This is a genomic window from Streptomyces coerulescens (genome assembly GCF_042657965.1).
In the GTDB taxonomy this organism is placed as follows: Bacteria; Actinomycetota; Actinomycetes; order Streptomycetales; family Streptomycetaceae; genus Streptomyces; species Streptomyces coerulescens.
In genome coordinates, this window is the sequence record NZ_JBHSKM010000001.1 from 35,381 (window position 1) to 58,853 (window position 23,473).

Genomic DNA, 23,473 nt, shown 5'->3' on the forward strand with positions numbered 1-23,473 from the left:
GATCAGAAGCCCGCCGGCTCGGTGTACACCCCCCACTCGTCCCGCAGGGCGTCGCAGATCTCGCCCAGGGTCGCCTCTGCGCGCACGGCCTCGAGCATCGGTTCGATCATGTTGGCGCCGCTGCGGGCCGCGGTCAGCATGGCGTCCAGCGCGGTGCGCACCGCGGCGTCGTCGCGGGCCGCCTTGCGGGTGGCCAGCACCCGGACCTGCTCGCGCTCCACCTCGTGGCTGACGCGGAGGATCTCCAGGTCACCGGTGACCGACCCGTGGTGGACGTTGACGCCGACGACCCGCTTGTCCCCCTTCTCCAGGGAGCGCTGGTACTGGAAGGCGGACTCGGCGATCTCGCCGGTGAACCAGCCGTCCTCGATCCCGCGCAGGATGCCGGAGGTGATCGGCCCGATGGGGTGCTGCCCGTCGGGGTGGGCGCGCAGTCCGCGCTCCTTTATCTGCTCGAAGATCTTCTCGGCGTCGGCCTCGATCCGGTCGGTGAGCTGCTCGACGTACCAGGAACCGCCCAGCGGGTCGGCCACGTTGGCGACGCCGGTCTCCTCCATGAGGACCTGCTGGGTGCGCAGGGCGATCTCGGCGGCCTGCTCGGAGGGGAGCGCGAGGGTCTCGTCGAGGGCGTTGGTGTGCAGCGAGTTCGTCCCGCCGAGCACGGCCGCGAGCGCCTCCACGGCCGTACGCACCACGTTGTTGTAGGGCTGCTGCGCGGTCAGCGAGACACCGGCGGTCTGGGTGTGGAAGCGCAGCCACTGCGCCTTGTCGCTCCTGGCCCCGTACACGTCGCGCATCCAGCGCGCCCAGATGCGGCGGGCGGCCCGGAACTTGGCGATCTCCTCGAAGAAATCGACGTGCGCGTCGAAGAAGAAGGACAGGCCGGGGGCGAAGACGTCCACGTCGAGGCCGCGCGAGAGGCCCAGCTCGACGTAGCCGAACCCGTCCGCCAGTGTGTACGCCAGCTCCTGCGCCGCCGTCGCGCCGGCCTCGCGGATGTGGTAGCCGGAGACGGACAGCGGCTTGTAGGCGGGGATGCCGGCCGCGCAGTGCTCCATGAGGTCGCCGATCAGGCGAAGGTGCGGCTCGGGCTGGAAGAGCCACTCCTTCTGGGCGATGTACTCCTTGAAGATGTCGGTCTGGAGCGTGCCGTTGAGGACGGCGGGGTCCACGCCCTGCCGCTCGGCGGCCACCAGGTACATACAGAAGACGGGGACCGCAGGGCCGCTGATCGTCATCGACGTCGTCACGTCACCCAGCGGGATGTCCTTGAACAGGACCTCCATGTCGGCGGCCGAGTCGATGGCGACCCCGCAGTGCCCGACCTCGCCCAGCGAGCGCGGGTCGTCGGAGTCGCGGCCCATGAGCGTCGGCATGTCGAAGGCGACCGAGAGACCGCCTCCGCCGTTGCCGAGGATCATCTTGTAGCGCTCGTTGGTCTGCTCGGCGTTCCCGAACCCGGCGAACTGCCGGATGGTCCACGTCCGCCCTCGGTAGCCGGTCGGATACAGCCCGCGGGTATAGGGGTACTCCCCGGGCCATCCGATCCGCTCGAAGCCCTCGTACTCGTCACCCGGCCGGGGCCCGTACACCGGCTCCACGGGGTCTCCGGAGAGCGTGGTGAAGTCACCGTCGCGCTTGCGCGCGGCGTCGTACCGGGCCTGCCAGCGGCGGCGGCCCTCCTCGATGGCGTCAGCGTCCATACCCTCGAATTTACTAGGACGTCCAAGTAAATGTCGATGGGAGAACCGCCGCACCCAGGGGTACGGCGGTCGTTCAGGCCTTGGCGACGGCGGGTTCCGGCGTGCTGACCAGGGGTTCGACGGCGCGTGTGACCTTGCGCTCCACGAAGAAGGCGGCGAGCGGAATCGTCCCGGACAGCAGCACCCACAGCAGCTTGCCGAACGGCCACTTGGCCTTGGAGCCGAGGTCGAAGGCGAAGATCAGGTAGATGATGTAGAGGAAGCCGTGGACCTGGGAGACGGCGAAGGTGACGTCCTCGCCCATGTCGAAGCCGTACTTGAACACCATGCAGGTGCACAGCACGAGCAGCATGACGGCGGTGACGTAGGCCATCACCCGGTAGCGGGTCAGGACGCTCTTCTTCATGCGCACGAGCGTAACCACCCGTTCCGGGAGATCTTGCCCGGGGTCCCGGGTCAGCTCTCCTCGAAGTCGTGCGCCGACACCCTGAGCGGGCGCAGCATCGCGAAGATCTCCGCGCACTCCTCGGCGTCGTACACCCCGAGCCCGAAGTCCATCGCCATCAGGTCGCGGGTGGCCGCCTCGACCACCTCGCGGCCCTTGGCGGTGATCGAGGCGAGCGTGCCGCGCCCGTCGTTGGGGTTGGGCCGCTTGTCCACCAGACCGGACTTCACCAGCCGGTCCACGGTGTTCGTCACGGACGTGGGGTGCACCATGAGCCGCTCGCCGATCTTCGACATCGGCAGCTCGCCGGCCTTGGAGAAGTTGAGCAGCACCAGCGCCTCGTACCGCGCGAAGGTCAGGCCGTAGGGCTTGACCACCGCGTCGACCTCGGCGAGCAGGATCTGCTGGGCGCGCATGATCGAGGTGATGGCGGCCATGGAGGGCACGCTCCCCCAGCGCTGCTTCCAGAGCTCGTCGGCGCGGGCGATGGGATCGAAGGGAAGGCTGAGCGGCTTCGGCACGCGACCGACCTTACCGGCCGGTCACATGCTGGTCAGCCCCGTCTCGCCTTTCGGTCGGTATCGGCACCTCCCGGTGCCGTTGTTCACGGTGCGGCCATCTCCTTCACCTGGAAGACGCCCGTCCAGCGATCGTCGTGCAGGCACGCGTTCATCGGCTCGACCAGGGTCCGGTGCGCGGCGGCGGTGCGCCAGCTCCGAATGGCGTCGAGGTCGGCCCACTCGCTGGTGAGCAGCCACTGGGCGGGGTCGTCCATCGAGCGGCACAGCTGTTCGCCGAGGTGCCCGGGGAATCGCTCGGCGCCCGCACGCACGTCCTGGTAGGACCGTACGAACTCCGCCTCCATCCCGTCGCGCACCCGCAGCAGCCGGATCACCCGCACCCGTTCCGGGGCCTGGGCGGTCATGACGGGTCGAGGACGACGGGCAGCTCCGCGAGGCCGCGGAAGGCGGGGAACGGCACGGTCATCCAGCGCGCGTCCTCGGGGGCACCGACGAGCGTCATACGGGGGTGGCGGGCGAAGAGCGTGCCCAGGGCGATCTGCATCTCCAGACGGGCCAGGGGCGCGCCGACGCAGTAGTGCGGGCCGTAGCCGAAGGCGAGATGCGTGGCCTGGACGTTCGGGCGCCGGACGTCCAGCTCGTTGGGCGCGGTGAACATCTCCGGGTCGCGGTTGGCCCCGGTGATCGAGATCTGGACGAGGGCGCCCTTGGGGATGAGGGTGTCGCGGATGACGACGTCCTCCTTGGCGTGCCGGAACGTGGAGTTCTCCACGGAGGTCTCGAAGCGGAAGATCTCCTCGATGGCCGCGTTCATCGCGCTCGCGTCCCGCAGCGCCAGCTCCTTCTGGTCCGGCCGGCTGAGCAGGTGGTAGACCGCGTTGCCGATCTGGTACGCGGTCGACTTGTGGCCCGCGAAGAGGAGCACCCATGCCGTGGAGACGAGTTCGTGGTCGGTGAGCGAGCCCTCCTGGTCCTGGGCGGTGACGAGCGCGCTGAGCAGACCCGTGTCCGGCTCCCTGCGCTTGCGGGCGCACAGGTCCACCAGATAGTCGCGCAGATTTCCCTCGGCGATCTCCAGTTTCGCGCGCGCCTCCGGTCCGAATCCGGTCTGGGCGACGGTGGCGGACCATTCCTGCGCCTGTTTCCGCTCGTTCTCCGGAACGCCCAGGAGTTCACAGATCACCTGGAGCGGCAGCGGGAAACAGAATTCCGGGAGCAGATTGACCGGACCGGTCGTCGGGCACTGGTCGAGCAGTTCGTCGGTGATCTGCTGCACGCGCGTCCGCAGCGATTCCACCCGCTTCGGGGTGAAGGTGTTTCCGACGATCCGGCGGAGCCTGGTGTGCTTCGGCGGGTCCGAGAAGAGCATGTTGTCGTCCAGCGCGATCGACGAGTCACCGAAGATGCGGTGGTAGGCGTCGATGGCGCCGTACATGTCCTTGCTCAGCCGGGGGTCGGCGAGCGCGGCGCGGGCGTCGTCATAACGCGTGATCAGGTACGTCTGCACCCCGTGCGGCGGCGACAGCGGGCACACGGGCGCGCTCTCGCGCAGCGCGGCGTAGACGGGATGCGGGTTGGCGCGGAACTCCCGGCTGCACGACGAGGCCGCGGCCGCGGCCTCGTCGGACGACAGTTCCTCGGATTCCTCGGATGCGAACGCTTGCGTCATGACTGGTCCCCGGGTTCGGCGTGAATTCGGCTCGGTCAGAGCCACCGTTTCCCGGGCCGAACCGCGCCGCAAACGGCGCTGCGCCATATGGGTCGGCTCGCCGCAACACGTGTGTGTCGCTGCCCGACTTGGTAAACATCGACCTCGTGAGCGGACACCAAGCGGAATCTGTACCAGTTCTCATCGTCGGCGGATCCCTGGTGGGTCTTTCCACTTCGGTTTTCCTGGGCCGCCTCGGTATCGAGCACATGCTCGTGGAACGCCATGCCGCGACATCGACGCATCCACGTGGCCGCGGCAACAACGTGCGCACCATGGAGATCTACCGGACCGCCGGTCTGGAGTCACGCATCCGGGACGCCGCCCGCGTCCTCGCCGGCAACGACGGCATCCTCCAGGTGGACACGCTCACCGGGGAGCAGCGCCGCTGGATCATCGGGGACATCTCCGGCGGCATGGACATCTCCCGGGTGAGTTCCTCGGACTGGTGCCTGTGCAGCCAGAACGACCTCGAACCGGTGCTGCTGGACTACACCCGCGAGCAGGGTGCCGACCTCCGCTTCAGCTCGGAGCTGCTCTCCTTCGCCGAGCACGGCGACGGTGTCGAGGCCCGGATCAGGAACCGGGACACCGGCGAGACCTACACGGTGAACGCCGAGTACCTGGTGGCCGCCGACGGCCCCCGCAGCCCCATCCGCAACCACCTGGGGATCGGCCAGTCGGGGCCGGGCGAGCTGTTCCACAACGTCAGCGTCACGTTCCGTAGCAGGGCCCTGAAGGACCACGTAGGAAAGAAACGATTCGTCGTCTGCTACGTCACCGACCCCGAGGGCGAGGGCGCCCTGCTTCCGGTGGACAACGAGGAACGCTGGGTGATCCATGTGCCCTGGCGCCCCGACCGGGGTGAGGAGCTTCAGGACTTCACCGACGAGCGGCTCGCGACCCACATCCGGGCCGCCGTCGGCGTACCCGGGATCGACGTCGAGATCACCGGCCGGGCGCCCTGGCACGCCTCGAAGCGGGTCGCCGACAACTATGGCCAGGGCCGGGTCTTCCTGGCCGGGGACGCGGCCCACGAGATGCCGCCCACCGGGGCGTTCGGCTCCAACACCGGTATCCAGGACGGTCACAACCTCGCCTGGAAACTGGCGGCGGTACTGCGCGGCTGGGCCGGCCCGTCGCTGCTCGACAGCTATGAGCTCGAACGCCGGCCCGTCGCCCTCGCGACCGGCACGCGCGCGTGTGTGCAGGCTGCCGACGAGCAGCACCCGGGCTTCAGCCCCGGCGCCGGACGCAACGACGATCCGGGGGACCTGATGACGGTCGCCCTGTGCTACCGGTACGCCTCCAACGCGGTGGTCGGTGCCCCGCCGGAGCGGCCGATCGTCCCCGACGCCTTCCACCTCGGCGGCGAGCCGGGCAGCCGCGCTCCGCACATGTGGGTCACCCGGGGGGACACCAGGATCTCCACGCTCGATCTGTACGAGCGTTCCTTCGTGCTGCTCGCCGGGTCCGGCGGGCAGAAGTGGCGGGTCGCGGTGGAGCGGGCCTCCCTGAACCTGGGCGTCCCCGTCGAGGCGTACCTGGTGGGGACCGGCCCCGATCACGACCTGGCCCCCGATCCGGACGCCGACTGGGCCGAGCTGCACGGCACGGCAGAGGACGGCGCCGTGCTCGTACGCCCCGACGGCTTCGTCGCCTGGCGGGCGGACGCGGCGATGCCGGACGCCGATCGCGTCCTGACGAAAGTGATGCAGGGCGTGCTCTGCCGGGACTGAAGCCCCTGCCGGCCCCTGTGTGTTCCTCCCCTTCTCGACACCCCACCCCGAGGATGTGGTCATGAGCCTTGCCGGACGCATCGACGTCCACCATCACTTCACCGCGCCGGCCTGGCTGGACTGGGCGGAGGCGCGCGGTGTCGTCCGCCGCGACAAGCTGCCCTGGTGGACCCGCTGGGACCTGAACGCGGCGCTGGAGATCATGGACAAGACGGGGATCGCCACCTCCGTCATGACCGTCGCCATGCTGGGCCGGCTCCGTGAGCGCGCCGAGCGCCAGGAGAGCGCCCGGGTCGCCCTGCGGGCCGCGGCCGACGTCGTCGAGGCCCACCCCAGCCGCTTCGCCTTCTTCACCCCCGTCTTCCTCGACGACCTGGAGCTCTCCTCGTGGAGCGTGCGTCACGGCCTCGACGAGCTCGGCGCCATCGGGGTGAGCACACGTACGAGCATGGACGGCGTCTTCCTCGGCGACGAGTCGCACGACCGTCTGCTCCAGGAGCTGAACGAGCGGCACGCGGTCATCAGCACGCACCCGATGGACGTGCCGGCCGGGGGGAGGGACGGCGGCGCGGGGCTGGCGGGCATGCCGCCCTTCGTGTGCGACTTCCTGCTGGACACCACGCGCGCGGCCATCAACCTGATCCGCAACGGCACCCTGGACCGCTATCCGAACCTCAGCTTCATCCTGCCGCACGGCGGGGGCTTCCTGCCCTACATGGCCACCCGGCTCGACCTGTTCGGCGGGCGGATCACTCCCCCGATCGAGCCCGGCCGGGTCCGGGACCATCTGCACCGGTTCTACTTCGACACCGCGGGCCCCATGTCCCCCTCGGCCACGCCCACCCTGCTGGCGACGGTCGACCCGGACCGCATCCTGTTCGGCACCGACTGGCCGCCCACGCCCGGCCATGTCCTCGTCGACAGCGTGGTGCCGGCCCTGGACGGCGACGCCTGTCTGTCCGAGGAACTGCTCCAGCGCATCAACCGGGAGAACGCGCTGCGGCTGATGCCGGCGCTCGCGCGGTCGTAGCCGGACGGACGAAGGGGGCCGCCGCCCGGGTCCGGGCGGCGGCCCCCTTCGTTCGGTCAGTGCTTCTCCCAGTGGTAGAAGCAGCGCGCCATCGCGTCCTTCGGGCTCCGCCAGGTCTCGGGGTCGTACGGGCTGACGAAGGCTTCGAGCCGCTTGCTGATGCCGACGAACTCGGGGTGCCCGGCCACTTTCGCGATGGCGGGCCCCGGGTCCTGCTCGGCCTCGATGAAGTGCATGTACACATCGCCGAACTGGAACAGGGAGCGCTGCCGCACCCCGACGAGGTGCGGGAGTTCGCCCCGGTCGGAGTCCGCGAAGACACCCGCGATGTCCTTGGCCGAGTGCGGGGACATCCTGGCGACGATCAGGCCGTGGTGCATGCCGCCTCCACTCGGTCGCGGATCAGGGCCATCTGGATGGGCGAGTTGCGGTTGATGTTGTCCGTCATCCACGCGTCGTCGACCGGGGCGTCGGGCTTCATCTCGAAGTCCTGCGTCCAGTGCATCCGGGTGCCGGCCGGCGTCTCCTCGTACTCCCACACGATGTTCATGTACGCGAAGGGTCCGGTCTCGACGCGGCGGGCCCGCACGATGCGCTTCTCGCGGTCGGCGGTCCGCTCCGAGACCCAGCTCCACACCTTGCCGTTCTCGTCGGGGTGCATGGTCAGCCGAAAGGTCACCGTGTCGCCCTCGCGGGAGAGCACTTCGCAGGAGGCGTACTCGCTGAACAGCTGCGGCCAGCGGTCCAGGTCGTTCGTCATGTCCCAGACGAGGTCGAAGGGAGCGTTGATGGTGATCTCGTTCTCGGTGTGTCCGGCCACTTCAGGCTCCTGTCGTGAGGGTGCCGTTGACGAGGTCGAGGAAGGCGCGCGGGCTCTTGCAGCGCTCGGCGTCGGTGGGCAGCGCCCGGCCGTGCCGGTTCTCCAGCTCACCGACGATGCCGAGGAGACCGAGCGAGTCCAGTCCGAACTCGCCGAAGGGGACGTCCGCCCGGCTCTCCAGGTCGCGGGGGTCGACGGTCACACCGGCGGCCTTCTTCATCAGCGCGGACAGTTCCTCGAAGGTCACTTGGGTCACTTCCGTGGTCATGAGGGTTCTCCTTGTCTTTCTAGGCGTCCTGCGCCGGACCCCGGCGCAGGACCAGCGCCGCGTTGGAGCCCATGAGTCCCCGGCTGAGGACCAGGGCCGTGCGCAGCTCGGCCGGGCGCGCCGTGGCGGTCACCAGGTCGATGTCGTGGCAGATGTCGAAGACACCCGGCGTCGGCGGGATCTGCCCGTGCTCCATGGCCTGCACCGCGGCCACGATGTCCAGCAGCGGCGCGCCGCAGTACGACCGCCCGATGCCGGCCTTGGGGGCCGTGACCGGCACCCGGGTGCCGTGCCGGCCGAGGGCGTCGGCGAGGGCGAGCGCCTCGGCGCGGTCGGCCTCGGGGACGCCCATCGCGTCGGCGAAGACCACGTCGATCTCCTCCGGTGCGCAGCCGGCCTCGTCCAGGGCGCCACGGATGGCGTGCGCGAGCCCCTCCCGCGACCGGTCCCATCGCGAGGCGCCGGTGAAGGTGGCGGCGTGTCCGGCCACGGTGGCGCGGACGGCCGTGCCCCGGCGCCCGGCCCGCTCCAGGTCCTCCACGACCAGCACCGCGCCGCCCTCGGCGGGTACGAAGCCGCAGGCCGCCGAGGTGAAGGGACGGTAGGCGCGGGCCGGGTCCTCGACGGTGCTGAGCTCGCGGTAGCCGAGCTGGCAGACCCCCGAGTACGGGGCGAGCGGAGCCTCGGCCGCGCCGACCACGACCACGTCCGTGCCGCGGTGCACCGCGCGGGCGGCGTGCGCGACGGCGTCCAGGCCGCCGGCCTCGTCGCTGGCCACCACACCACAGGGGCCCTTGAAGCCCTTGCGGATGGATATCTGGCCGGTGCTGGCCGCGTAGAACCAGGCGATGGACTGGTAGGGCCCGACGAACCGGGAGCCCTGCCCCCACAGCTTCTGGAGTTCGCGCTGGCCGAACTCACCGCCGCCGGACCCGGCCGCGGTGACGACTCCGACGGAGTACGGGGCATCGGCCCAGGCGGACTTGGTGAGCCCCGCGTCGGCCAGGGCGGCGTCGGCGGCCGCGAGCGCGAAGTGGGTGAACTTGTCGGTCTGGACGAGGAAGGTCTCCTCGATCAGCGCCGACGGGTCGAAGCCGCGGACCTCGCCGGCGACGCGGAGCGGCAGTTGCTCGCAGCCCTCGCGGGTGACCCGGTCGAGGACGCTCGCGCCCTCCTTGACGTTCTTCCAGTACGTGTCGGCGTGCAGGCTGCCCGGCGCGACCACGCCGATGCCCGTGACGGCGGTCTGCCGGGCGCGTGGACCACTCATCGTCGTCTCCTCCCACTCGGCCCCGTCAGGAGCACCGCGGACTGGAACCCGCCGAAGCCGCTGCCCACGGAGAGCACATGGTCGAGCCGGCGGGAGCGTGCGGTGCGCGGGACGTAGTCCAGGTCGCACTCGGGGTCCGGGGTCTCGTAGTTGGCCGTCGGCGGCACCATCTGCCGGGCCAGCGCGAGGACACAGGCCACGACCTCTATCGCGCCGATCGCGCCCAGCGAGTGGCCCACCATGGACTTGATGGAGCTCATGGGCGTCTCGTAGGCGTGGCTGCCCAGGGACTTCTTCACGGCGGCGGTCTCGTGCCGGTCGTTTTGTCGGGTGCCGGAGCCGTGCGCGTTGACGTAGTCGATCTCGGTGGGGTCCACGCGCGCGTGGGCGAGCGCCTCGTCGATGGCCCTTGCCATCTCCAGACCCTCACTGGTCAGACCGGTCATGTGGTAGGCGTTGCCGAAGGTGGCGTAGCCGCCGATCTCGCAGTAGACGTGCGCGCCACGCGCGCGGGCGTGCTCCAGGTCCTCCAGTACGAGGACGGCGGCGCCCTCGCCCATCACGAAGCCGTCGCGGTGGGCGTCGAAGGGGCGGGAGGCGTGCTCCGGGTCGTCGTTGTTGGGCGACGTGGCCTTGATGGCGTCGAAGCAGGCCATGGTGATCGGGGAGATCGGGGAGTCCGAGGCGCCGGCGATGCAGATGTCGGCGCGGCCCTCCTCGATGGTGTGGAAGGCGTAGCCCACGGCGTCGAGTCCTGAGGTGCAGCCGGTGGACACGGTCTGCACCGGGCCCTGGGCGCCGAACCGTTCGGCGACGTCGGCCGCCAGGGTGCTGGGCGAGAAGGCCCGGTGCAGTTCGGGCTCGGCGGCACGATGGTCCACGTCCCAGCGCTGTCCGCCCGCGCTGACCAGGACGTAGTCGTGCTCCAGGCGGGTGGTGCCGCCCACCGCGCTGCCCAGGGACACGGCGATCCGCCAGGGGTTCTCGGCGGCGAAGTCGACACCGCTGTCGGTCACCGCCTCCTCGGCGGCGGCCAGGGCGAACTGTATGTACCGGTCGGCGCGTTCGACGACGTCCCGGTCGAGGCCGTGCGCGAGCGGGTCGAAGTCGCACTCGGCGGCTATCCGCGAACGCAGGCCCTCGGGGTCGAACAGGGTGATCCCACGGGTCGCCGTACGGCCGTTGGACAGCAGGTCCCAGAACGCCGGTACCCCTATCCCGCCGGGGGCGACCACACCTATGCCGGTGACCGCCACGCGCCGGGTCATGACAGCACCCCTGGGCGTTCCTCCCCCTGGACGAGCGGGTACGCCTGGACGTCGTCGCTGATCTCCGGGGCCTCGGTATCGACGTGGCCGAGGCTCGGCTTGGGCGCCAGCGGGCTCAGGTGGAAGACCATCCGGGCCTCCTCGTCACCGACGTTGCGGAAGCGGTGCCGCATGTCGATGGGGATCATCAGGCCCTGGTCGGCACGGAGAGGAAACGTTTCGCCATCCAGGTCGACCTCCAGCCGGCCCTCGACGACGTAGATGAACTCCTCGGAGTACGGGTGGTAGTGCTCGCTGATGCGTTCGCCGGGCCGCATGATGGCCAGGCCCATGAAGCCGCTCGTGGAGCCCACCGTGACGGGGGTGAGCAGGGTGCGAAGGTCGCCGCCGCGCTTGCGGTTGGGCTCGATCTCGTTGACGTCCACGACGCGCGGGCGCATCTTGTCCATGGTTCTGTCTCCAGGTCGTTCGAAGAGGTGTCGGTCCCCGCGCCGTCAGGACTGCGCGGCCCTGCGGTCGGTGATCAGCGCCATGTCGGCGTGCGCCAGGAGCCGGTTGGCGTCCCGTGCGCCGGTGAGCGGCCCGCTGACGCCGATCGCCTCGCCGTCCAGCAGCCGGGCCAGCACGGCGGCCTTCCTGGGGCCGTGGATGCCGAGCGCCATCTCCGGATCGGTCTCGGGATCGCCCTGTACGTCGATGAGCCGGACGACGATGTCCGCGCGCTGGAAGACGGTGCTGCGGTGCACGGGGGACGCGGGGTCGGCCGCGGCCGCCTCGTCCTGCCGGGCGAGCAGCCTGGCCAGCGCCGTCCCGCAGCCCTGTTTGGCCGGGTAGTACAGGGCCTTGCGCGTGAGGTCGCCGGGTTCCGGGCCGCCGCGCGCCACGTGGTGGACGGGCGGGGTGGCGGCACGGATGAAGAAGTTCCGGGCGGACTCGGGATCGGTCAGGTCCCGGTCCTGCTCCAGATACGGGTTGATGGCCTCCTCGACGGCCCGCACCTCGGGCTGGCGGGAGACGTGGCGCAGCGCCGCGGTCAGGTCGCCCTCCACCTCGACGGTGCGCACCACCCGGTTGCCGTGCATGAACAGGGTGGTGCGGCGCAGCCGTGTGGTGGCGTCGACGCGGGCCTCGGGCGGCGCGTAGTCGGCGAGGACCTCGGCGACCTTGGACTCGGAGCCGGGCTTGACGGTGAAGGTCAGGGCATGGCGGATCACGCCGTCGCCCTCGCGCGGGGCCGCCTGGAGCGCACCGGACTTCGGGCGGTCGCCGCCGGTCTCACGGACGATGCCGTAGCGCATCGAGCGCAGCTCCCGCACACAGCTCTGCAACGGCCGGACCGTCTCGAGGTGGTCGTCGCTGTTCACCCAGGCGAGGTACGGAGGGGCGGTCTCCCATTCGCTCGTGATGACCCACTGGGAGGGGTTCTCCACGGACTGGCACAACTGGTCACCGAGGTGACCGGGCACCGAGGCGACACGGTCACGCATCTGCTCGTACGCGTCCAGGAACTGTTGCTGGGCACCCTCGTGGAGGTCGACGAGCAGGAGGACGCGCATCCTGGAGCCGTCGAACGCCGACTGGGACGTGTAGGGCGAAGTGGTCATCCGGCAGACCCTTCCTTCGCGGGAGCAAGCGGCGGCCGTCCCTGTCCCACCAGCGCGAACGCGGGTTTCGGCCCTGAGCCTTCATCGTGGGACAGGGCCTTGGGGTCCGCGAGCCACGCGGGCCAATTGAGGGAACTGCCCGCCGGGCAGGCCGGGATGCGTGCGCGCGAGCACCGCCGGATGACACCGTACGCCCGTTCCCACCCGGCCCCCGAAACGCCGAAGTCCCCGTGCGGCACGGGGACTTGGGGACAAACACGGGTCGCGGAGCCGCCGGACGGCTCCCGCGCCCGGCTACTCGGCGAGGTGGCGCTCGACCGTCTCCACCTTGGAGGTGAGACCGTCCGTCACTCCGGGGCGGATGTCCGCCTTGAGGACCAGGGACACCCGCGGCGCCCGCGCCTCGACGGCGGCGACGGCACGCCCGACGACGTCCATGACCTCGTCCCAGTCGCCCTCGATCGAGGTGAACATCGCGTCGGTGCGGTTGGGCAGGCCCGACTCGCGGACCACGCGGACGGCGTCGGCGACGTACTCCCCCACGTCCTCGCCGACGCCGAGCGGTGTCACGGAAAACGCGACGATCATGCGCCGACGATCCCTTCCTTGCGGGCGCGGGAGGCGATGACCGCGTCCTCGGCCTCACGCTTGAGCTTGCGGTCGGCGAAGAAGCCGCCGGTCGGCAGGACGGAGAGGACGAAGTACAGGGCCGCGGTCCCCAGCGGCCACTTGGCACGGTTCCAGGCGTCCGCCCAGAAGACCACGTACAGGACGAAGAGCATGCCGTGGACCATGCCCATCACGGGCACCGCGTTGAAGTCCGTGGTCCGCTTCAGCACCGAGCAGAGCAGCAGGAGCAGGAACGACACCGCCTCGGGGGCCGAGACGAGGCGCAGGCGGCGGAGGGAGGTGGCGGTCTTGATGTCCACGGGTCACCTTCGGTGGGGTCGGTTGGGAGAGATGTCGGTCGGCCCGGCTCAGCTTGTGAACGCAAGCACAAACGCTCGTCCATTGTGGCAAACCGCGGGAGGTGCTCGGGGCCCGGGGTCGGACCCCGCTCCGGGGCCCAGGGGTCGCCGGGGCATAAGGGTCTCGTCAGGGGTGAAGTCAGCCTCACGGATCTGTCGGTGGCGGGCACCTGCGGTTTACCTTCGCTGCGTGGCGATGTTCCGACTCCAGGGCAGCAAGGTGCTCGCCGTCGACATGACCGGGGACGCCGTGAAGGCGAAGAACGGCTCGATGGTCGCGTACGACGGTCAGATGGCCTTCAAGAAGATGAGCGGCGGCGGTGAGGGCATCCGGGGGATGGTGACCCGGCGGCTCACCGGTGAGCAGATGACGGTGATGGAGGTGAAGGGGCACGGGACGTGCTGGTTCGCCGACCGCGCCTCCGAGATCAACCTCGTGAACCTTCAGGGCGACAAGCTGTACGTCGAGTCGAGCAATCTGCTCGCGACCGACGCCGGGCTGCGCACCGGTACCTCCTTCACGGGGCTGCGCGGCGCCTCACAGGGCAACGGCCTGTTCACCACCACCGTCGAGGGACACGGACAGGCGGCGATCATGTCGGACGGGCCGGCCGTGGTGCTGCGGGTCAGCGCGCAGTACCCGCTGACCGTCGACCCGGGGGCGTATGTGGCCCACCAGGGGAACCTGCGGCAGTCGTTCCAGTCCGGTGTGACGTTCCGCACACTCATGGGCGAGGGCGGGGGCGAGGCCTTCCAGATCCGGTTCGAGGGGGACGGCCTGGTGTACGTACAGCCGAGTGAGCGGAACACGATCGCGGGGGACGTCTGACATGGCCTTCCGCGAGATCAACTCCAAGATGGTCGAGGCGACGGTCATGCCGGGCCAGAGGCTGTTCAGTCAGCGCGGCGCGATGCTCGCCTACAAGGGCGAGGTGTCCTTCACCCCCAACATGTCGGGCGGGCAGGGCGGGATCATGTCGATGATCGGGCGCCGGGTGGCGAACGAGGACACCCCGCTGATGACCGTCGAGGGCAGCGGCACCGTGCTCTTCGGGCACGGCGGCCACCATGTGCAGGTCATCCACCTCGCCGGCGACACCCTGTGCGTCGAGGCGGACCGCCTCCTGGCCTTCGAGGGCACCCTCCAGCAGGGCACGATGTTCCTCGGCTCGCAGGGCGGCGTCATGGGCATGGTGCGCGGCCAGGTCTCCGGACAGGGGCTGTTCACCACCACCCTCAAGGGGCACGGCGCGGTGGCGGTCATGGCGCACGGCGGCGTCTTCGAGATCCCGATCACCCCGCAGCGCCCGGTCCACGTCGACCCCCAGGCCTATGTCGCCCACCACGGCGACGTACGCAACAAGCTGTCCACCGCGCTCGGCTGGCGCGACATGGTGGGCCGTGGCTCCGGCGAGGCCTTCCAGCTGGAGCTCAGCGGCAGCGGTGCCGTCTACGTCCAGGCGTCGGAGGAAAAGCTGTGAGCACCTACCCCACCCCCGGCGGCCCCACGGTCCTCGACCCGGCCTCGCTGCCCTCCGACGACAACGTCAACGCCTACACCTTCTGCGTGGAACTCAAGGGCAGCCAGTGGTTCCTGCAGAAGGGGAAGATGATCGCCTACTACGGCTCGATCGACTTCAACGGCGTCGGGCACGGCCGACTCGACCGACTCGTCCGTACGTCCTTTCATTCGCCACTGCACGCGAGTGACTGGGTGGTGGCGGCGGGCTCCGGGAAGATGCTGCTGGCCGACCGGGCCTTCGACGTGAATTCGTACGACCTCGAAGACGGCAACCTGACCATTCGCTCGGGCAACCTGCTCGCTTTTCAGCCAACTCTTGCACTCAAGCAATCGATCGTGCCGGGTTTTCTGACACTCATCGGAACCGGAAAGTTCGTGGCTGCATCTAACGGGCCGGTGGTGTTCATGGAACCCCCGATCCGGGTGGATCCGCAGGCGCTCGTCGGCTGGGCCGACTGCCCCTCTCCGTGCCACCACTACGACCATGGCTACATGACCGGCGTAATGGGCGGTCTACGTGCACTGACGGGCCTCGGAGGGGCCTCCGGGGAGGAGCATCAGTTCGAGTTCGTCGGGGCCGGCACCGTCCTGCTCCAGTCGACCGAGACCCTCATGGCCGAGCAGGCCACGGGGGCGGTCCCGCCGGGCGCCGGTGTACCCGGTTCCGGTGGCGCCCACACAGGCCCTTCACAAATGGCCGGGGCACCGCGCCTTCCCGGACAGCTGGGGGACCTCCAGCGTCGCTTCGGGCTGTGAGCGGTAGTCTGCGGAGTGTGACATCGAACGTGTGCACACACGGCCATGTCACAGGAAACCCTCACTAGTTCGCCTTTCAACTTCTTAGGTAGACTTCATTCATGGAGACCGAGACGGCCACTCGCTGGCTGACCGATGCGGAGCAGTGCGCCTGGCGCACCCACCTGGAGGTCAACAGGCTGTTGACGTACCAGCTCGAGAAGGACCTGCAGCCGTTCGGCCTGACAATGAACGACTACGAGATCCTGGTGAACCTCTCCGAGTCGGAGGACGTACGGATGCGGATGAGCGACCTCGCCTCCGCCACCCTGCAGTCCAAGAGCCGCCTCTCCCACCAGATCACCAGGATGGAGAACGCGAACCTGGTCCGGCGTGAGAACTGTGAGTCCGACCGCCGCGGCCTCTACGCGGTCCTCACCGATCACGGTATGGAGACGATGCAGAAGGTCGCGCCGCACCACGTGGCGTCCGTCCGCAGGCACTTCATCGACCTGCTCTCACCCGACTCCCTGACCGAGCTCGACAAGGCCCTCAAACCGATCGCGGAACACCTGCGCGGCCAGCGGGGACGTCCGTAACCCGAGCGGACCCCCACGGCTCCGGCGACCCCGGTGCCTACTGCGCCTGCGGCAGGCGGAGTTCGAACAGGGCTCCGCCGGCCGGCGCCCGGCCCACGGTGAGCGTGCCCCCGTGCCGTACGGCGACGTCACGGGCGATGGCAAGTCCCAGCCCGGCCCCGCCGTCGTCGCGGCTGCGGGCCTCGTCGAGCCGGACGAACCGCTCGAAGATCCGCTCCCGGTCGGCCTCGGCCACCCCGTCCCCGTCGTCGGCCACCGCCGCGACGACCCAGGCCCCTTCCGTACGCACGGTCACGGTGACCGCCGAGCGTGCGTGCCGCCCGGCGTTGTCCAGCAGATTGGTGAGCACCCTCCCCACCTGCCCCCGCGACCCGGCCACCCGCGCGGACCGCGCCTCGACCGTCACCCCCGCCCGGCCCTCGGCCTGCTCGCGGGCCAGCGCACCGAGGTCGAACCGCGCGTCACCGGGCCGCTCCCCCGCGTCCAGCCGGGCGAGCAGCAAGAGGTCGGCGGCCAGCCCCTGGAGCCGTACGGTGTCCTCCACCGCACCGTCCAGGTCGAGCAGCTCGGGGTGTGCGACGCCCACCTCAAGCTGGGTGCGCAGGGACGCGATCGGGCTGCGCAGCTCGTGCGAGGCGTCGGCGACGAAGCGGCGCTGCCGCTCGACCGAGGTCTGCAGGGCGGCCAGGGTCTCGTTCGTGGTCAGCGCGAGGCGGGCGACCTCGTCGTGGGTGCCCGGCACCGGCACCCGGCGCGCCAGGTCCTCGGACGCGGTGATCGCCGCCATCTCACCCCGGATGCCCTCGACCGGGCGCAGGGCGCGCCGGGTGACCAGCCAGGTGACGCCCGCGACCACGCCGAGCAGCAGCGGGAAGCCGATGAGCATGACGGTGAGCGCGGTGTTCACGGCACTCTGCTCGGCGTCCAGCGAGCCCCCGGCATACACGGTCAGCGGCCCTCGCTCGCCGGCCTTCACGGGGACCGCGGCAAAGCGGTAGTCGGCGCTCTCGCCGTCGATCGTCGCGGAGCCGTCGCTGAACTCGGTCCCCTCGCCGATCTCACCGGCCTCACCGCGGGCGCTGTCGTCGTCCGCGTCGTCATCGTCGTCGTCGCCCGTGCCGGTCCCCGTGCCCGTACCGCCCGACTGCGGCTGCGGCTTGACGGCGTCGGTGGCCGTGCCGCTGATCCGCTCCAGGTCGTCACTGGCGGCGACCAGCCTGCCGCCGGCGTCGACGACCTGGACCGGACTCTCGTCGTCCAGATCCAGCTGGTCGTAGGCCTTGCCGGCGGCGAGCTGGGCCACGACGTTCTGCGCGGTGCGCTGCGCCTCGTTGCCCGCCTGTTCCATCAGGTTGGACCGCAGCGACAGCAGCACCGCCGCCCCCGCCGCGACCAGCGCCACGGCGACGACGAGGGTGGCGCCCAGCGTGGCCCTGGACCGGACCGAGCCGAAGACCCTGCTCATCGCTCTCTCTCCAGCCGGTAGCCGGCGCCGCGCACCGTCCGGATCAGCCCGGGGCGCAGCTTGCGCCGCAGGGTGCTGATGTACACCTCGACGATGTTGGGATCGCCCTCGTAGGCGAAGTCCCAGACGTGCTCCAGGATCCCGGCCTTGGACACCACCTCGCCGGCCCGGGTCACGAGCTGCTCCAGGACCGCGAACTCCTTGGTGGTGAGGGTCACTTCGGCCTCGCCGAGGAAGACCCGGCGGGCGGCGGTGTCGACCTTGAGGTCGCCGTGGACGTGCACGGGCGAGGCCCCGGCGCCCTGTCCCCCGCGCCGCAGCAGCGCCTTCACACGGGCGACGAGGACGACGTACGAGAACGGTTTGGTGAGGTAGTCGTCGGCGCCGGTGTCCAGCCCCTCCGCCTCGTCGTACTCGCCGTCCTTGGCGGTGAGCATCAGGATCGGCACCTCGTGGCCGGCGGCGCGCAGCGCGGCGCAGACGCGGTAGCCGTTCATGCCGGGCAGCATGATGTCGAGGATCACGAGGTCGTACGACCCCTCCGAGGCTTGGTGCAGACCCTCGCGGCCGTCGTGGACGACATCCACGGCGTATCCCTCGGCCGTCAGTCCCTTGGCGAGCGACAGGGCCAGCCGCTTCTCGTCCTCCACGATCAACAGGCGCATGCGTCAAGGTTCGCAAAGCCAAGCTGAAGATCTCTTCAGGGTCCTTCAGGTTCCCCTCAGCGTCGGTTCGGCAGATTGAGCGGTGTCGAAACGAGAACGACTCGGGAGGAACCGGGATGAAGCGCAACATCGTCATCGCCACCGTCGCCGCCGCGGCCCTGATCGGGGGCGGTACCGTCGCGGCCTACGCCGCCGCCGGTGACGACGACGGCGCGGCCACGCAGCGGCAGTCGAGCGTCCGGGTGGCCGACGACCGGGACGACAGCGCGGACGACACCGCCGAGGACCGGAACGACGACCGGGACGACCGGGACGACGACGGCACCGAGGTCCGTTCGGCCGCCGCGAAGATCACGGCCGCCGACGCCGTCGCCGCCGCGCTGAAGCACACTCCGGGCACGGCCGTCGGCGCCGACCTGGACGACGACGGCTCCCAGGTGTGGGAGGTGAGCGTCGTCAAGGGCGACGGCACCGACCACGACGTCAGGGTCTCCGCGAGCGACGGCAAGGTCCTCGGCGCGCACCGCGACGACGACGATGACGACGACGCCCGCAAGGACCTGGCCGCCCTGAAGGGCGCCGACGTCGACGCCCGCGAGGCCGCCGTGGCCGCGGCCGCCAAGGGCACCGTCACCGACGTCGACCTCGACGACGACGGCCCCGCGGCCTGGAGCGTGGAGACCACCAAGGGCGAGTGGAAGGTCGACCTGGGGACGGGCAAGGTCACCCAGGACCACGACGACAGCGACCACGACGACCGCGACGACGACTGACGCCGGGCGCCTCACGTCACAGCGTGACCTCAGGGGTACGGGACATCCCGTGCCCCTTCTCGCGTCCCGTCGTCCCGCGTGCCACGGCCGGCGCCATCAGCACCAGCACGCCCCCGGTGACCGCGAAGCACACCCCCACCGGCAGCCACCCGACCAGCACACCGGCCGCCGCGGCACCGGCCGTACCGCCCGCGTTGACGGCCGTGTTGACCCAGGCCCCGGCCCGGACCCGGGCCGCAGGCGCCGCGGTCTCGTCGGCGATGAGATACGCGGTGGTGATCAGCGGGGACACGAAGACACCGGCGGCCGCGACCGCCACGGCGAGGGTGCCCAGCCCCTGGGCCAGTGCGGCACCGCACAGTGCCAGCCCCAGTCCGGCGGCCTGCGCGGCCAGCCGCGTCCCGGCGGCGGACCGCCATGCCACGGCCCCGTTGAGCAGCCCGCCGACGGCGCTTCCGGCGGACAGGGCGGCGAGCACCCAGGCGGCGCTGCCGGCGCCATGGCCGCTCCCCTCGGCGAACGCCACGACCAGCAGATCGAGCACGCCCAGGGCGAGGCCGACACCCGCGGCGGCGAGCACCGGCCGCGCAAGGCCGCGCAGCACGCCCCGCCCGGCCTTGCGCGGCCCCGGCGCGCGACCGCCGGCCGGCACCGCGCGCACCACGGGCGAGGACACGAACCCGGCCGTCCCCACCACCATCAGCCCCGCCCCGAGGAGCACCCCGGCCGCCGGCGGGGCGAACCCGACGAGCACGCCCACCAGCAACGGCCCCGAGACGAAGAGCAGTTCCTCCGCGACGGCGTCGAGGCTGTAGGCCCGCTGCAGCAGCGCCCGGTCCGGGGCCAGCCGCCCCCACACCGCGCGCATGGTGGGGCCGAGCGGCGGAGTACAGGCCCCGGCGAAGGCGGTCACGACCCCGAGGACGAGCGGCGAGGCGCCCCCCGGCCGCCACACGAGCACCGCGAGGAGCCCGAGCAGCGCCGAGTGGGCCGCGACCATCGGCACGAGCGCCCGGCGCGGCCCGTGCCGGTCGATGAGAGCCGCCCGCGCGGGCGACAGGAAGACGCTGGTACCGGAGAACAGCGCCATCACCACACCGGCCACCGCGTACGACCCGGAGGCCCGGGTCACCGCGAGCATCACGGACAGCGGGGCGACACCGTAGGACAGCCTGCCGAGCAGGGCGGTGGCGAAGGTGCGGCGGGCATGGGGGATCCGGAGGACGGCGGCATACGAAGGCCGCGCCACAGAGGTGGAAGACACGGAGATTCCTCGACTCGAGGCGGAAAAGGGGACGCCGATGCGCCACGCCGGTCACGACCGAGGGGTCGTGCACCGTACGTGGGCGGGGCGTGCCCTATGCCAAGAGGAGGTACATGTGGATCAACCTAGCAGTCAGCGCCCCAAAGGGGCGCGGGGCTGTGTCATTTTGCGGCTCCGCCGCGCGGGCGCGACCAGCCACGGCGAACCAGCAGCCGAGTGACGGCACATCGCGGCACTTTCCAAAGCTCTCAGGCCTGAGTGAGCCCCGCCACCAGCTCGTCCGCCGCCCGGTACGGATCCAGTTCCCCGGCGACGATCTTCTCGGCCAGCGCGCCGAGCCGCCGGTCACCGTGCAGGTCGGCGATCCGCTCCCGCAGGGCCGTGACGGCGATGGTCTCCACCTCGCGGGCGGCGCGGGCACGGCGGCGTTCGGCCAGGACCCCGCGCTCCTCCATCCAGGCGCGGTGCTTCTCCAGGGCCTCCACGACCTCGTCGACGCCCTCGGCGCGCGCGGCGACCGTCTTCACGATCGGCGGGCGCCAGTCACCGGGCCCCCGGGACTCGCCGAGACCGAGCATGTGGTTGAGCTCGCGGGCGGTGGCGTCGGCCCCGTCACGGTCGGCCTTGTTGACGACGTACACGTCACCGATCTCCAGGATCCCGGCCTTGGCCGCCTGGATGCCGTCGCCCATGCCCGGGGCCAGCAACACCACCGACGTGTCCGCCTGGGAGGCGATCTCCACCTCCGACTGGCCGACGCCCACCGTCTCCACCAGGATCACGTCGCAGCCGGCCGCGTCCAGGACGCGGATCGCCTGCGGGGCGGCCCAGGCGAGGCCGCCCAGGTGGCCGCGGGTCGCCATCGAGCGGATGTAGACGCCGGGGTCGGAGGCGTGATCCGACATCCGGACCCGGTCGCCGAGCAGGGCACCGCCCGAGAACGGCGAGGACGGGTCGACGGCCAGGACGCCGACCCGCTTGCCCTGCTTGCGGTACGCGGTCACCAGGGCGGAGGTGGACGTCGACTTGCCGACGCCCGGTGAGCCGGTCAGGCCCACCACATAGGCGTTGCCCGTCAGCGGGGCCAGCGCCGCCATGACCTCCCGCAGCTGCGGGGACGCCCCCTCCACCAGGGAGATCAGCCGGGCCACGGCCCGCGGCCGGCCTTCCCTGGCCTGGGCCACCAGGGTGGAGACGTCCTGCATCACAGCTCCGTTCACAAAGGGGTCCTACAAAGGAGAACTCAGGCCTTGGGTACCCGCACGATCAGCGCGTCACCCTGACCGCCGCCACCGCACAGCGCGGCCGCGCCGATGCCGCCGCCCCGCCGCTTGAGCTCAAGGGCCAGGTGCAGGACGAGCCGCGCACCCGACATACCGATCGGATGACCGAGGGCGATGGCTCCGCCGTTGACGTTCACCCTTTCCGTGGACACGCCGAGGTCCTTCATTGACTGCACGGCCACCGCGGCGAAGGCCTCGTTGATCTCGACGAGGTCGAGGTCGGCGACCTCCAGGCCCTCCTTCTTCAGGGCGTGCTGGATGGCGTTGGAGGGCTGGGACTGCAGGGAGTTGTCCGGGCCCGCGACATTGCCGTGGGCGCCGATCTCGGCGATCCAGTCCAGGCCGAGCTCCTGCGCCTTGGCCTTGCTCATGACGACGACCGCGGCGGCACCGTCGGAGATCTGCGAGCTCGAACCGGCGGTGATGGTGCCGTCCTTCGAGAACGCCGGGCGCAGCTTGCCGAGGGACTCCGCCGTGGTGTCGCCGCGGATGCCCTCGTCCTTGCTGAACAGGACCGGGTCGCCCTTGCGCTGCGGGATCTCGACCGGGGTGATCTCCGCCTCGAAGATGCCGTTCTTCTGGGCGGCGGCGGCGCGCTGGTGGGACAGGGCGGCGATCTCGTCCTGCTCGGGGCGCAGGATGCCGAGGCGGGTGTTGTGCTTCTCCGTGGACTCGCCCATGGCGATGTTCTCGAAGGCGTCGGTCAGGCCGTCGTGGGCCATCGCGTCGATCATCTGCACCGCGCCGTACTTGAAGCCCTCACGGGACTTCGGCAGCAGATGCGGGGCGTTGGTCATGGACTCCTGGCCGCCCGCGACGATCACGTCGAACTCGCCGGCGCGGATCAGCTGGTCCGCGAGCGCGATGGCGTCGAGTCCGGACAGACAGACCTTGTTGATGGTGAGCGCCGGGACGTTCATCGGGATGCCGGCCTTGACCGCGGCCTGGCGTGCCGGGATCTGCCCTGCCCCGGCCTGGAGCACCTGGCCCATGATCACGTACTGCACCTGGTCGCCACCGATCCCCGCACGGTCGAGGGCGGCCTTGATCGCGAAGCCGCCGAGGTCGGCTCCGGAGAAGGACTTGAGGGAGCCCAGCAGCCGTCCCATGGGCGTACGCGCCCCCGCGACGATCACCGAGGTCGTGCTGTTCGATCCAGACATGAGCTGCGATCCCCTTCCGGCTGCACTGCCGAGGAGTGAACGAGGGTTTACTTCGAATGTACTGAGTGGCACTCCGTGCCGTCACCGGGCTGTCGGTGTGATCGCTGGCACGTTGCGTAACCACCTCGGGCGCGCTGCACTGAATTCCATGCTGACGCGAATCGACCACATCGGGATCGCCTGCTTCGACCTCGACAAGACTGTCGAGTTCTATCGGGCCACGTACGGCTTCGAGGTGTTCCACTCGGAGGTCAACGAGGAGCAGGGCGTCCGCGAGGCCATGCTCAAGATCAATGACACCTCCGACGGCGGCGCCTCCTACCTGCAGCTTCTCGAGCCCACCCGCCCCGACTCCACCGTCGCCAAGTGGCTCGACAAGAACGGCGAGGGTGTCCACCACATCGCCTTCGGTACGGCGGACGTCGACGCGGACGCCGACGACATCCGCTCCAAGGGCGTACGCGTTCTGTACGAAGAGCCCCGACGCGGCTCCATGGGGTCACGAATCACCTTCCTGCACCCAAAGGATTGCCACGGAGTACTGACAGAACTGGTCACTTCGGCGCCGGTTGAGTCACCTGAGCACTGACCCTCGTACATATGGGCCGGTAGGGTTGGGGTCGGTCGCTCCTCTCACCGGGGTGGTGGCCGCATGCCGGG

27 protein-coding genes are annotated in these 23,473 nt (G+C 70.5%); 8 read left to right on the forward strand and 19 right to left on the reverse strand.

Annotated elements, in window-relative coordinates; genetic code table 11:
• Positions 1 to 2: 2 nt before the first annotated feature.
• From ACFPQ9_RS00150 to ACFPQ9_RS00170, 5 genes are all read right to left on the reverse strand, one after another.
• A complete protein-coding gene (locus tag ACFPQ9_RS00150; RefSeq protein WP_380844457.1) occupies positions 3 to 1,703 on the reverse strand; it encodes an acyl-CoA mutase large subunit family protein in 1,701 nt (566 codons plus the stop codon).
• A 73-nt stretch (positions 1,704 to 1,776) separates the two neighbouring features.
• Positions 1,777 to 2,109: a DUF3817 domain-containing protein gene (locus tag ACFPQ9_RS00155; RefSeq protein ID WP_380844460.1), complete on the reverse strand. Its 333-nt coding sequence runs from the start codon at positions 2,107 to 2,109 to the stop codon at positions 1,777 to 1,779.
• Positions 2,110 to 2,159: 50 nt separating this feature from the next.
• Entirely contained in the window at positions 2,160 to 2,669 is a 510-nt protein-coding gene (locus tag ACFPQ9_RS00160; protein ID WP_380844463.1) for a MarR family winged helix-turn-helix transcriptional regulator, read from the reverse strand.
• 83 nt (positions 2,670 to 2,752) lie between these two features.
• The gene (locus ACFPQ9_RS00165; protein ID WP_380844466.1) at positions 2,753 to 3,073 is read right to left on the reverse strand and encodes an antibiotic biosynthesis monooxygenase family protein; all 321 of its coding nucleotides are present in this window, start codon (positions 3,071 to 3,073) and stop codon (positions 2,753 to 2,755) included.
• Positions 3,070 to 4,338, reverse strand: coding sequence for a cytochrome P450 family protein (locus ACFPQ9_RS00170; protein ID WP_380844469.1), 1,269 nt, complete (start codon positions 4,336 to 4,338; stop codon positions 3,070 to 3,072). The genes ACFPQ9_RS00165 and ACFPQ9_RS00170 overlap by 4 nt, the downstream gene beginning before the upstream one ends.
• Before the next feature lie 146 nt (positions 4,339 to 4,484).
• On the opposite strand from ACFPQ9_RS00170, the gene ACFPQ9_RS00175 reads away from it, so the two are divergent.
• Positions 4,485 to 6,116: an FAD-dependent oxidoreductase gene (locus ACFPQ9_RS00175; RefSeq protein ID WP_380844472.1), complete on the forward strand. Its 1,632-nt coding sequence runs from the start codon at positions 4,485 to 4,487 to the stop codon at positions 6,114 to 6,116.
• A 61-nt stretch (positions 6,117 to 6,177) separates the two neighbouring features.
• On the forward strand, positions 6,178 to 7,146 hold the full coding sequence (locus tag ACFPQ9_RS00180) for an amidohydrolase family protein (protein WP_380844475.1): 969 nt from the start codon (positions 6,178 to 6,180) through the stop codon (positions 7,144 to 7,146).
• Between the two features lie 56 nt (positions 7,147 to 7,202).
• On the opposite strand, the gene ACFPQ9_RS00185 is transcribed toward ACFPQ9_RS00180, so the two are convergent.
• The 9 genes from ACFPQ9_RS00185 to ACFPQ9_RS00225 all read right to left on the reverse strand — a co-directional run bounded on the left by ACFPQ9_RS00185 (position 7,203) and on the right by ACFPQ9_RS00225 (position 13,305).
• Positions 7,203 to 7,526: a TcmI family type II polyketide cyclase gene (locus ACFPQ9_RS00185; RefSeq protein WP_380844478.1), complete on the reverse strand. Its 324-nt coding sequence runs from the start codon at positions 7,524 to 7,526 to the stop codon at positions 7,203 to 7,205.
• Complete coding sequence (locus tag ACFPQ9_RS00190; RefSeq protein WP_380844481.1) at positions 7,511 to 7,966, reverse strand: SRPBCC family protein; 456 nt, start codon at positions 7,964 to 7,966, stop codon at positions 7,511 to 7,513. Before ACFPQ9_RS00190 ends, ACFPQ9_RS00185 begins: the two co-directional genes overlap by 16 nt.
• Position 7,967: 1 nt before the next feature.
• Positions 7,968 to 8,234 (reverse strand): acyl carrier protein, encoded by a 267-nt coding sequence (locus tag ACFPQ9_RS00195; RefSeq protein WP_380844484.1) that lies wholly within the window; start codon positions 8,232 to 8,234, stop codon positions 7,968 to 7,970.
• Between the two features lie 19 nt (positions 8,235 to 8,253).
• Complete coding sequence (locus ACFPQ9_RS00200; protein ID WP_380844487.1) at positions 8,254 to 9,504, reverse strand: beta-ketoacyl synthase N-terminal-like domain-containing protein; 1,251 nt, start codon at positions 9,502 to 9,504, stop codon at positions 8,254 to 8,256.
• Entirely contained in the window at positions 9,501 to 10,772 is a 1,272-nt protein-coding gene (locus ACFPQ9_RS00205; protein WP_380844490.1) for a beta-ketoacyl-[acyl-carrier-protein] synthase family protein, read from the reverse strand. Before ACFPQ9_RS00205 ends, ACFPQ9_RS00200 begins: the two co-directional genes overlap by 4 nt.
• Positions 10,769 to 11,221: a cupin domain-containing protein gene (locus ACFPQ9_RS00210; protein ID WP_380844493.1), complete on the reverse strand. Its 453-nt coding sequence runs from the start codon at positions 11,219 to 11,221 to the stop codon at positions 10,769 to 10,771. Before ACFPQ9_RS00210 ends, ACFPQ9_RS00205 begins: the two co-directional genes overlap by 4 nt.
• Before the next feature lie 45 nt (positions 11,222 to 11,266).
• On the reverse strand, positions 11,267 to 12,376 hold the full coding sequence (locus ACFPQ9_RS00215) for a SchA/CurD-like domain-containing protein (protein ID WP_380844496.1): 1,110 nt from the start codon (positions 12,374 to 12,376) through the stop codon (positions 11,267 to 11,269).
• A gap of 294 nt (positions 12,377 to 12,670) precedes the next feature.
• Positions 12,671 to 12,964 carry an MTH1187 family thiamine-binding protein gene (locus ACFPQ9_RS00220; protein WP_380844499.1) on the reverse strand — a complete coding sequence of 98 codons (294 nt, stop codon included), beginning with the start codon at positions 12,962 to 12,964 and terminating at the stop codon, positions 12,671 to 12,673.
• Positions 12,961 to 13,305, reverse strand: coding sequence for a DUF3817 domain-containing protein (locus ACFPQ9_RS00225; protein ID WP_380844502.1), 345 nt, complete (start codon positions 13,303 to 13,305; stop codon positions 12,961 to 12,963). Before ACFPQ9_RS00225 ends, ACFPQ9_RS00220 begins: the two co-directional genes overlap by 4 nt.
• Before the next feature lie 235 nt (positions 13,306 to 13,540).
• Between ACFPQ9_RS00225 and ACFPQ9_RS00230 the strand changes: the two genes are divergently transcribed.
• The 4 genes from ACFPQ9_RS00230 (at position 13,541) to ACFPQ9_RS00245 (ending at position 16,200) form a co-directional block, all read left to right on the forward strand.
• A complete protein-coding gene (locus ACFPQ9_RS00230; protein WP_380845175.1) occupies positions 13,541 to 14,173 on the forward strand; it encodes an AIM24 family protein in 633 nt (210 codons plus the stop codon).
• A 1-nt stretch (position 14,174) separates the two neighbouring features.
• Positions 14,175 to 14,825: an AIM24 family protein gene (locus tag ACFPQ9_RS00235; protein ID WP_380844505.1), complete on the forward strand. Its 651-nt coding sequence runs from the start codon at positions 14,175 to 14,177 to the stop codon at positions 14,823 to 14,825.
• Complete coding sequence (locus ACFPQ9_RS00240) at positions 14,822 to 15,622, forward strand: AIM24 family protein (protein ID WP_380844508.1); 801 nt, start codon at positions 14,822 to 14,824, stop codon at positions 15,620 to 15,622. Before ACFPQ9_RS00235 ends, ACFPQ9_RS00240 begins: the two co-directional genes overlap by 4 nt.
• Positions 15,623 to 15,723: 101 nt before the next feature.
• Positions 15,724 to 16,200, forward strand: a complete 477-nt coding sequence (locus ACFPQ9_RS00245) for a MarR family winged helix-turn-helix transcriptional regulator (RefSeq protein WP_030950111.1) — start codon at positions 15,724 to 15,726, stop codon at positions 16,198 to 16,200.
• Between the two features lie 37 nt (positions 16,201 to 16,237).
• Here the strand turns inward: ACFPQ9_RS00245 and ACFPQ9_RS00250 are convergent, their stop codons facing one another.
• Complete coding sequence (locus tag ACFPQ9_RS00250; protein ID WP_380844511.1) at positions 16,238 to 17,665, reverse strand: sensor histidine kinase; 1,428 nt, start codon at positions 17,663 to 17,665, stop codon at positions 16,238 to 16,240.
• Complete coding sequence (locus tag ACFPQ9_RS00255; RefSeq protein WP_380844514.1) at positions 17,662 to 18,330, reverse strand: response regulator transcription factor; 669 nt, start codon at positions 18,328 to 18,330, stop codon at positions 17,662 to 17,664. The genes ACFPQ9_RS00250 and ACFPQ9_RS00255 overlap by 4 nt, the downstream gene beginning before the upstream one ends.
• Positions 18,331 to 18,446: 116 nt before the next feature.
• On the opposite strand from ACFPQ9_RS00255, the gene ACFPQ9_RS00260 reads away from it, so the two are divergent.
• Positions 18,447 to 19,103: a PepSY domain-containing protein gene (locus tag ACFPQ9_RS00260; RefSeq protein WP_380844517.1), complete on the forward strand. Its 657-nt coding sequence runs from the start codon at positions 18,447 to 18,449 to the stop codon at positions 19,101 to 19,103.
• Between the two features lie 16 nt (positions 19,104 to 19,119).
• Here the strand turns inward: ACFPQ9_RS00260 and ACFPQ9_RS00265 are convergent, their stop codons facing one another.
• The 3 genes from ACFPQ9_RS00265 to ACFPQ9_RS00275 form a co-directional block, all read right to left on the reverse strand.
• Positions 19,120 to 20,367 carry an MFS transporter gene (locus tag ACFPQ9_RS00265; protein WP_380844520.1) on the reverse strand — a complete coding sequence of 416 codons (1,248 nt, stop codon included), beginning with the start codon at positions 20,365 to 20,367 and terminating at the stop codon, positions 19,120 to 19,122.
• 248 nt (positions 20,368 to 20,615) lie between these two features.
• Complete coding sequence (gene meaB / locus ACFPQ9_RS00270; RefSeq protein ID WP_359045793.1) at positions 20,616 to 21,572, reverse strand: methylmalonyl Co-A mutase-associated GTPase MeaB; 957 nt, start codon at positions 21,570 to 21,572, stop codon at positions 20,616 to 20,618.
• A 38-nt stretch (positions 21,573 to 21,610) separates the two neighbouring features.
• Entirely contained in the window at positions 21,611 to 22,813 is a 1,203-nt protein-coding gene (locus ACFPQ9_RS00275) for an acetyl-CoA C-acetyltransferase (RefSeq protein ID WP_380844523.1), read from the reverse strand.
• 148 nt (positions 22,814 to 22,961) lie between these two features.
• On the opposite strand from ACFPQ9_RS00275, the gene mce reads away from it, so the two are divergent.
• Positions 22,962 to 23,402: a methylmalonyl-CoA epimerase gene (gene mce / locus ACFPQ9_RS00280; RefSeq protein ID WP_380844526.1), complete on the forward strand. Its 441-nt coding sequence runs from the start codon at positions 22,962 to 22,964 to the stop codon at positions 23,400 to 23,402.
• The last annotated feature ends 71 nt before the right edge of the window (positions 23,403 to 23,473 follow it).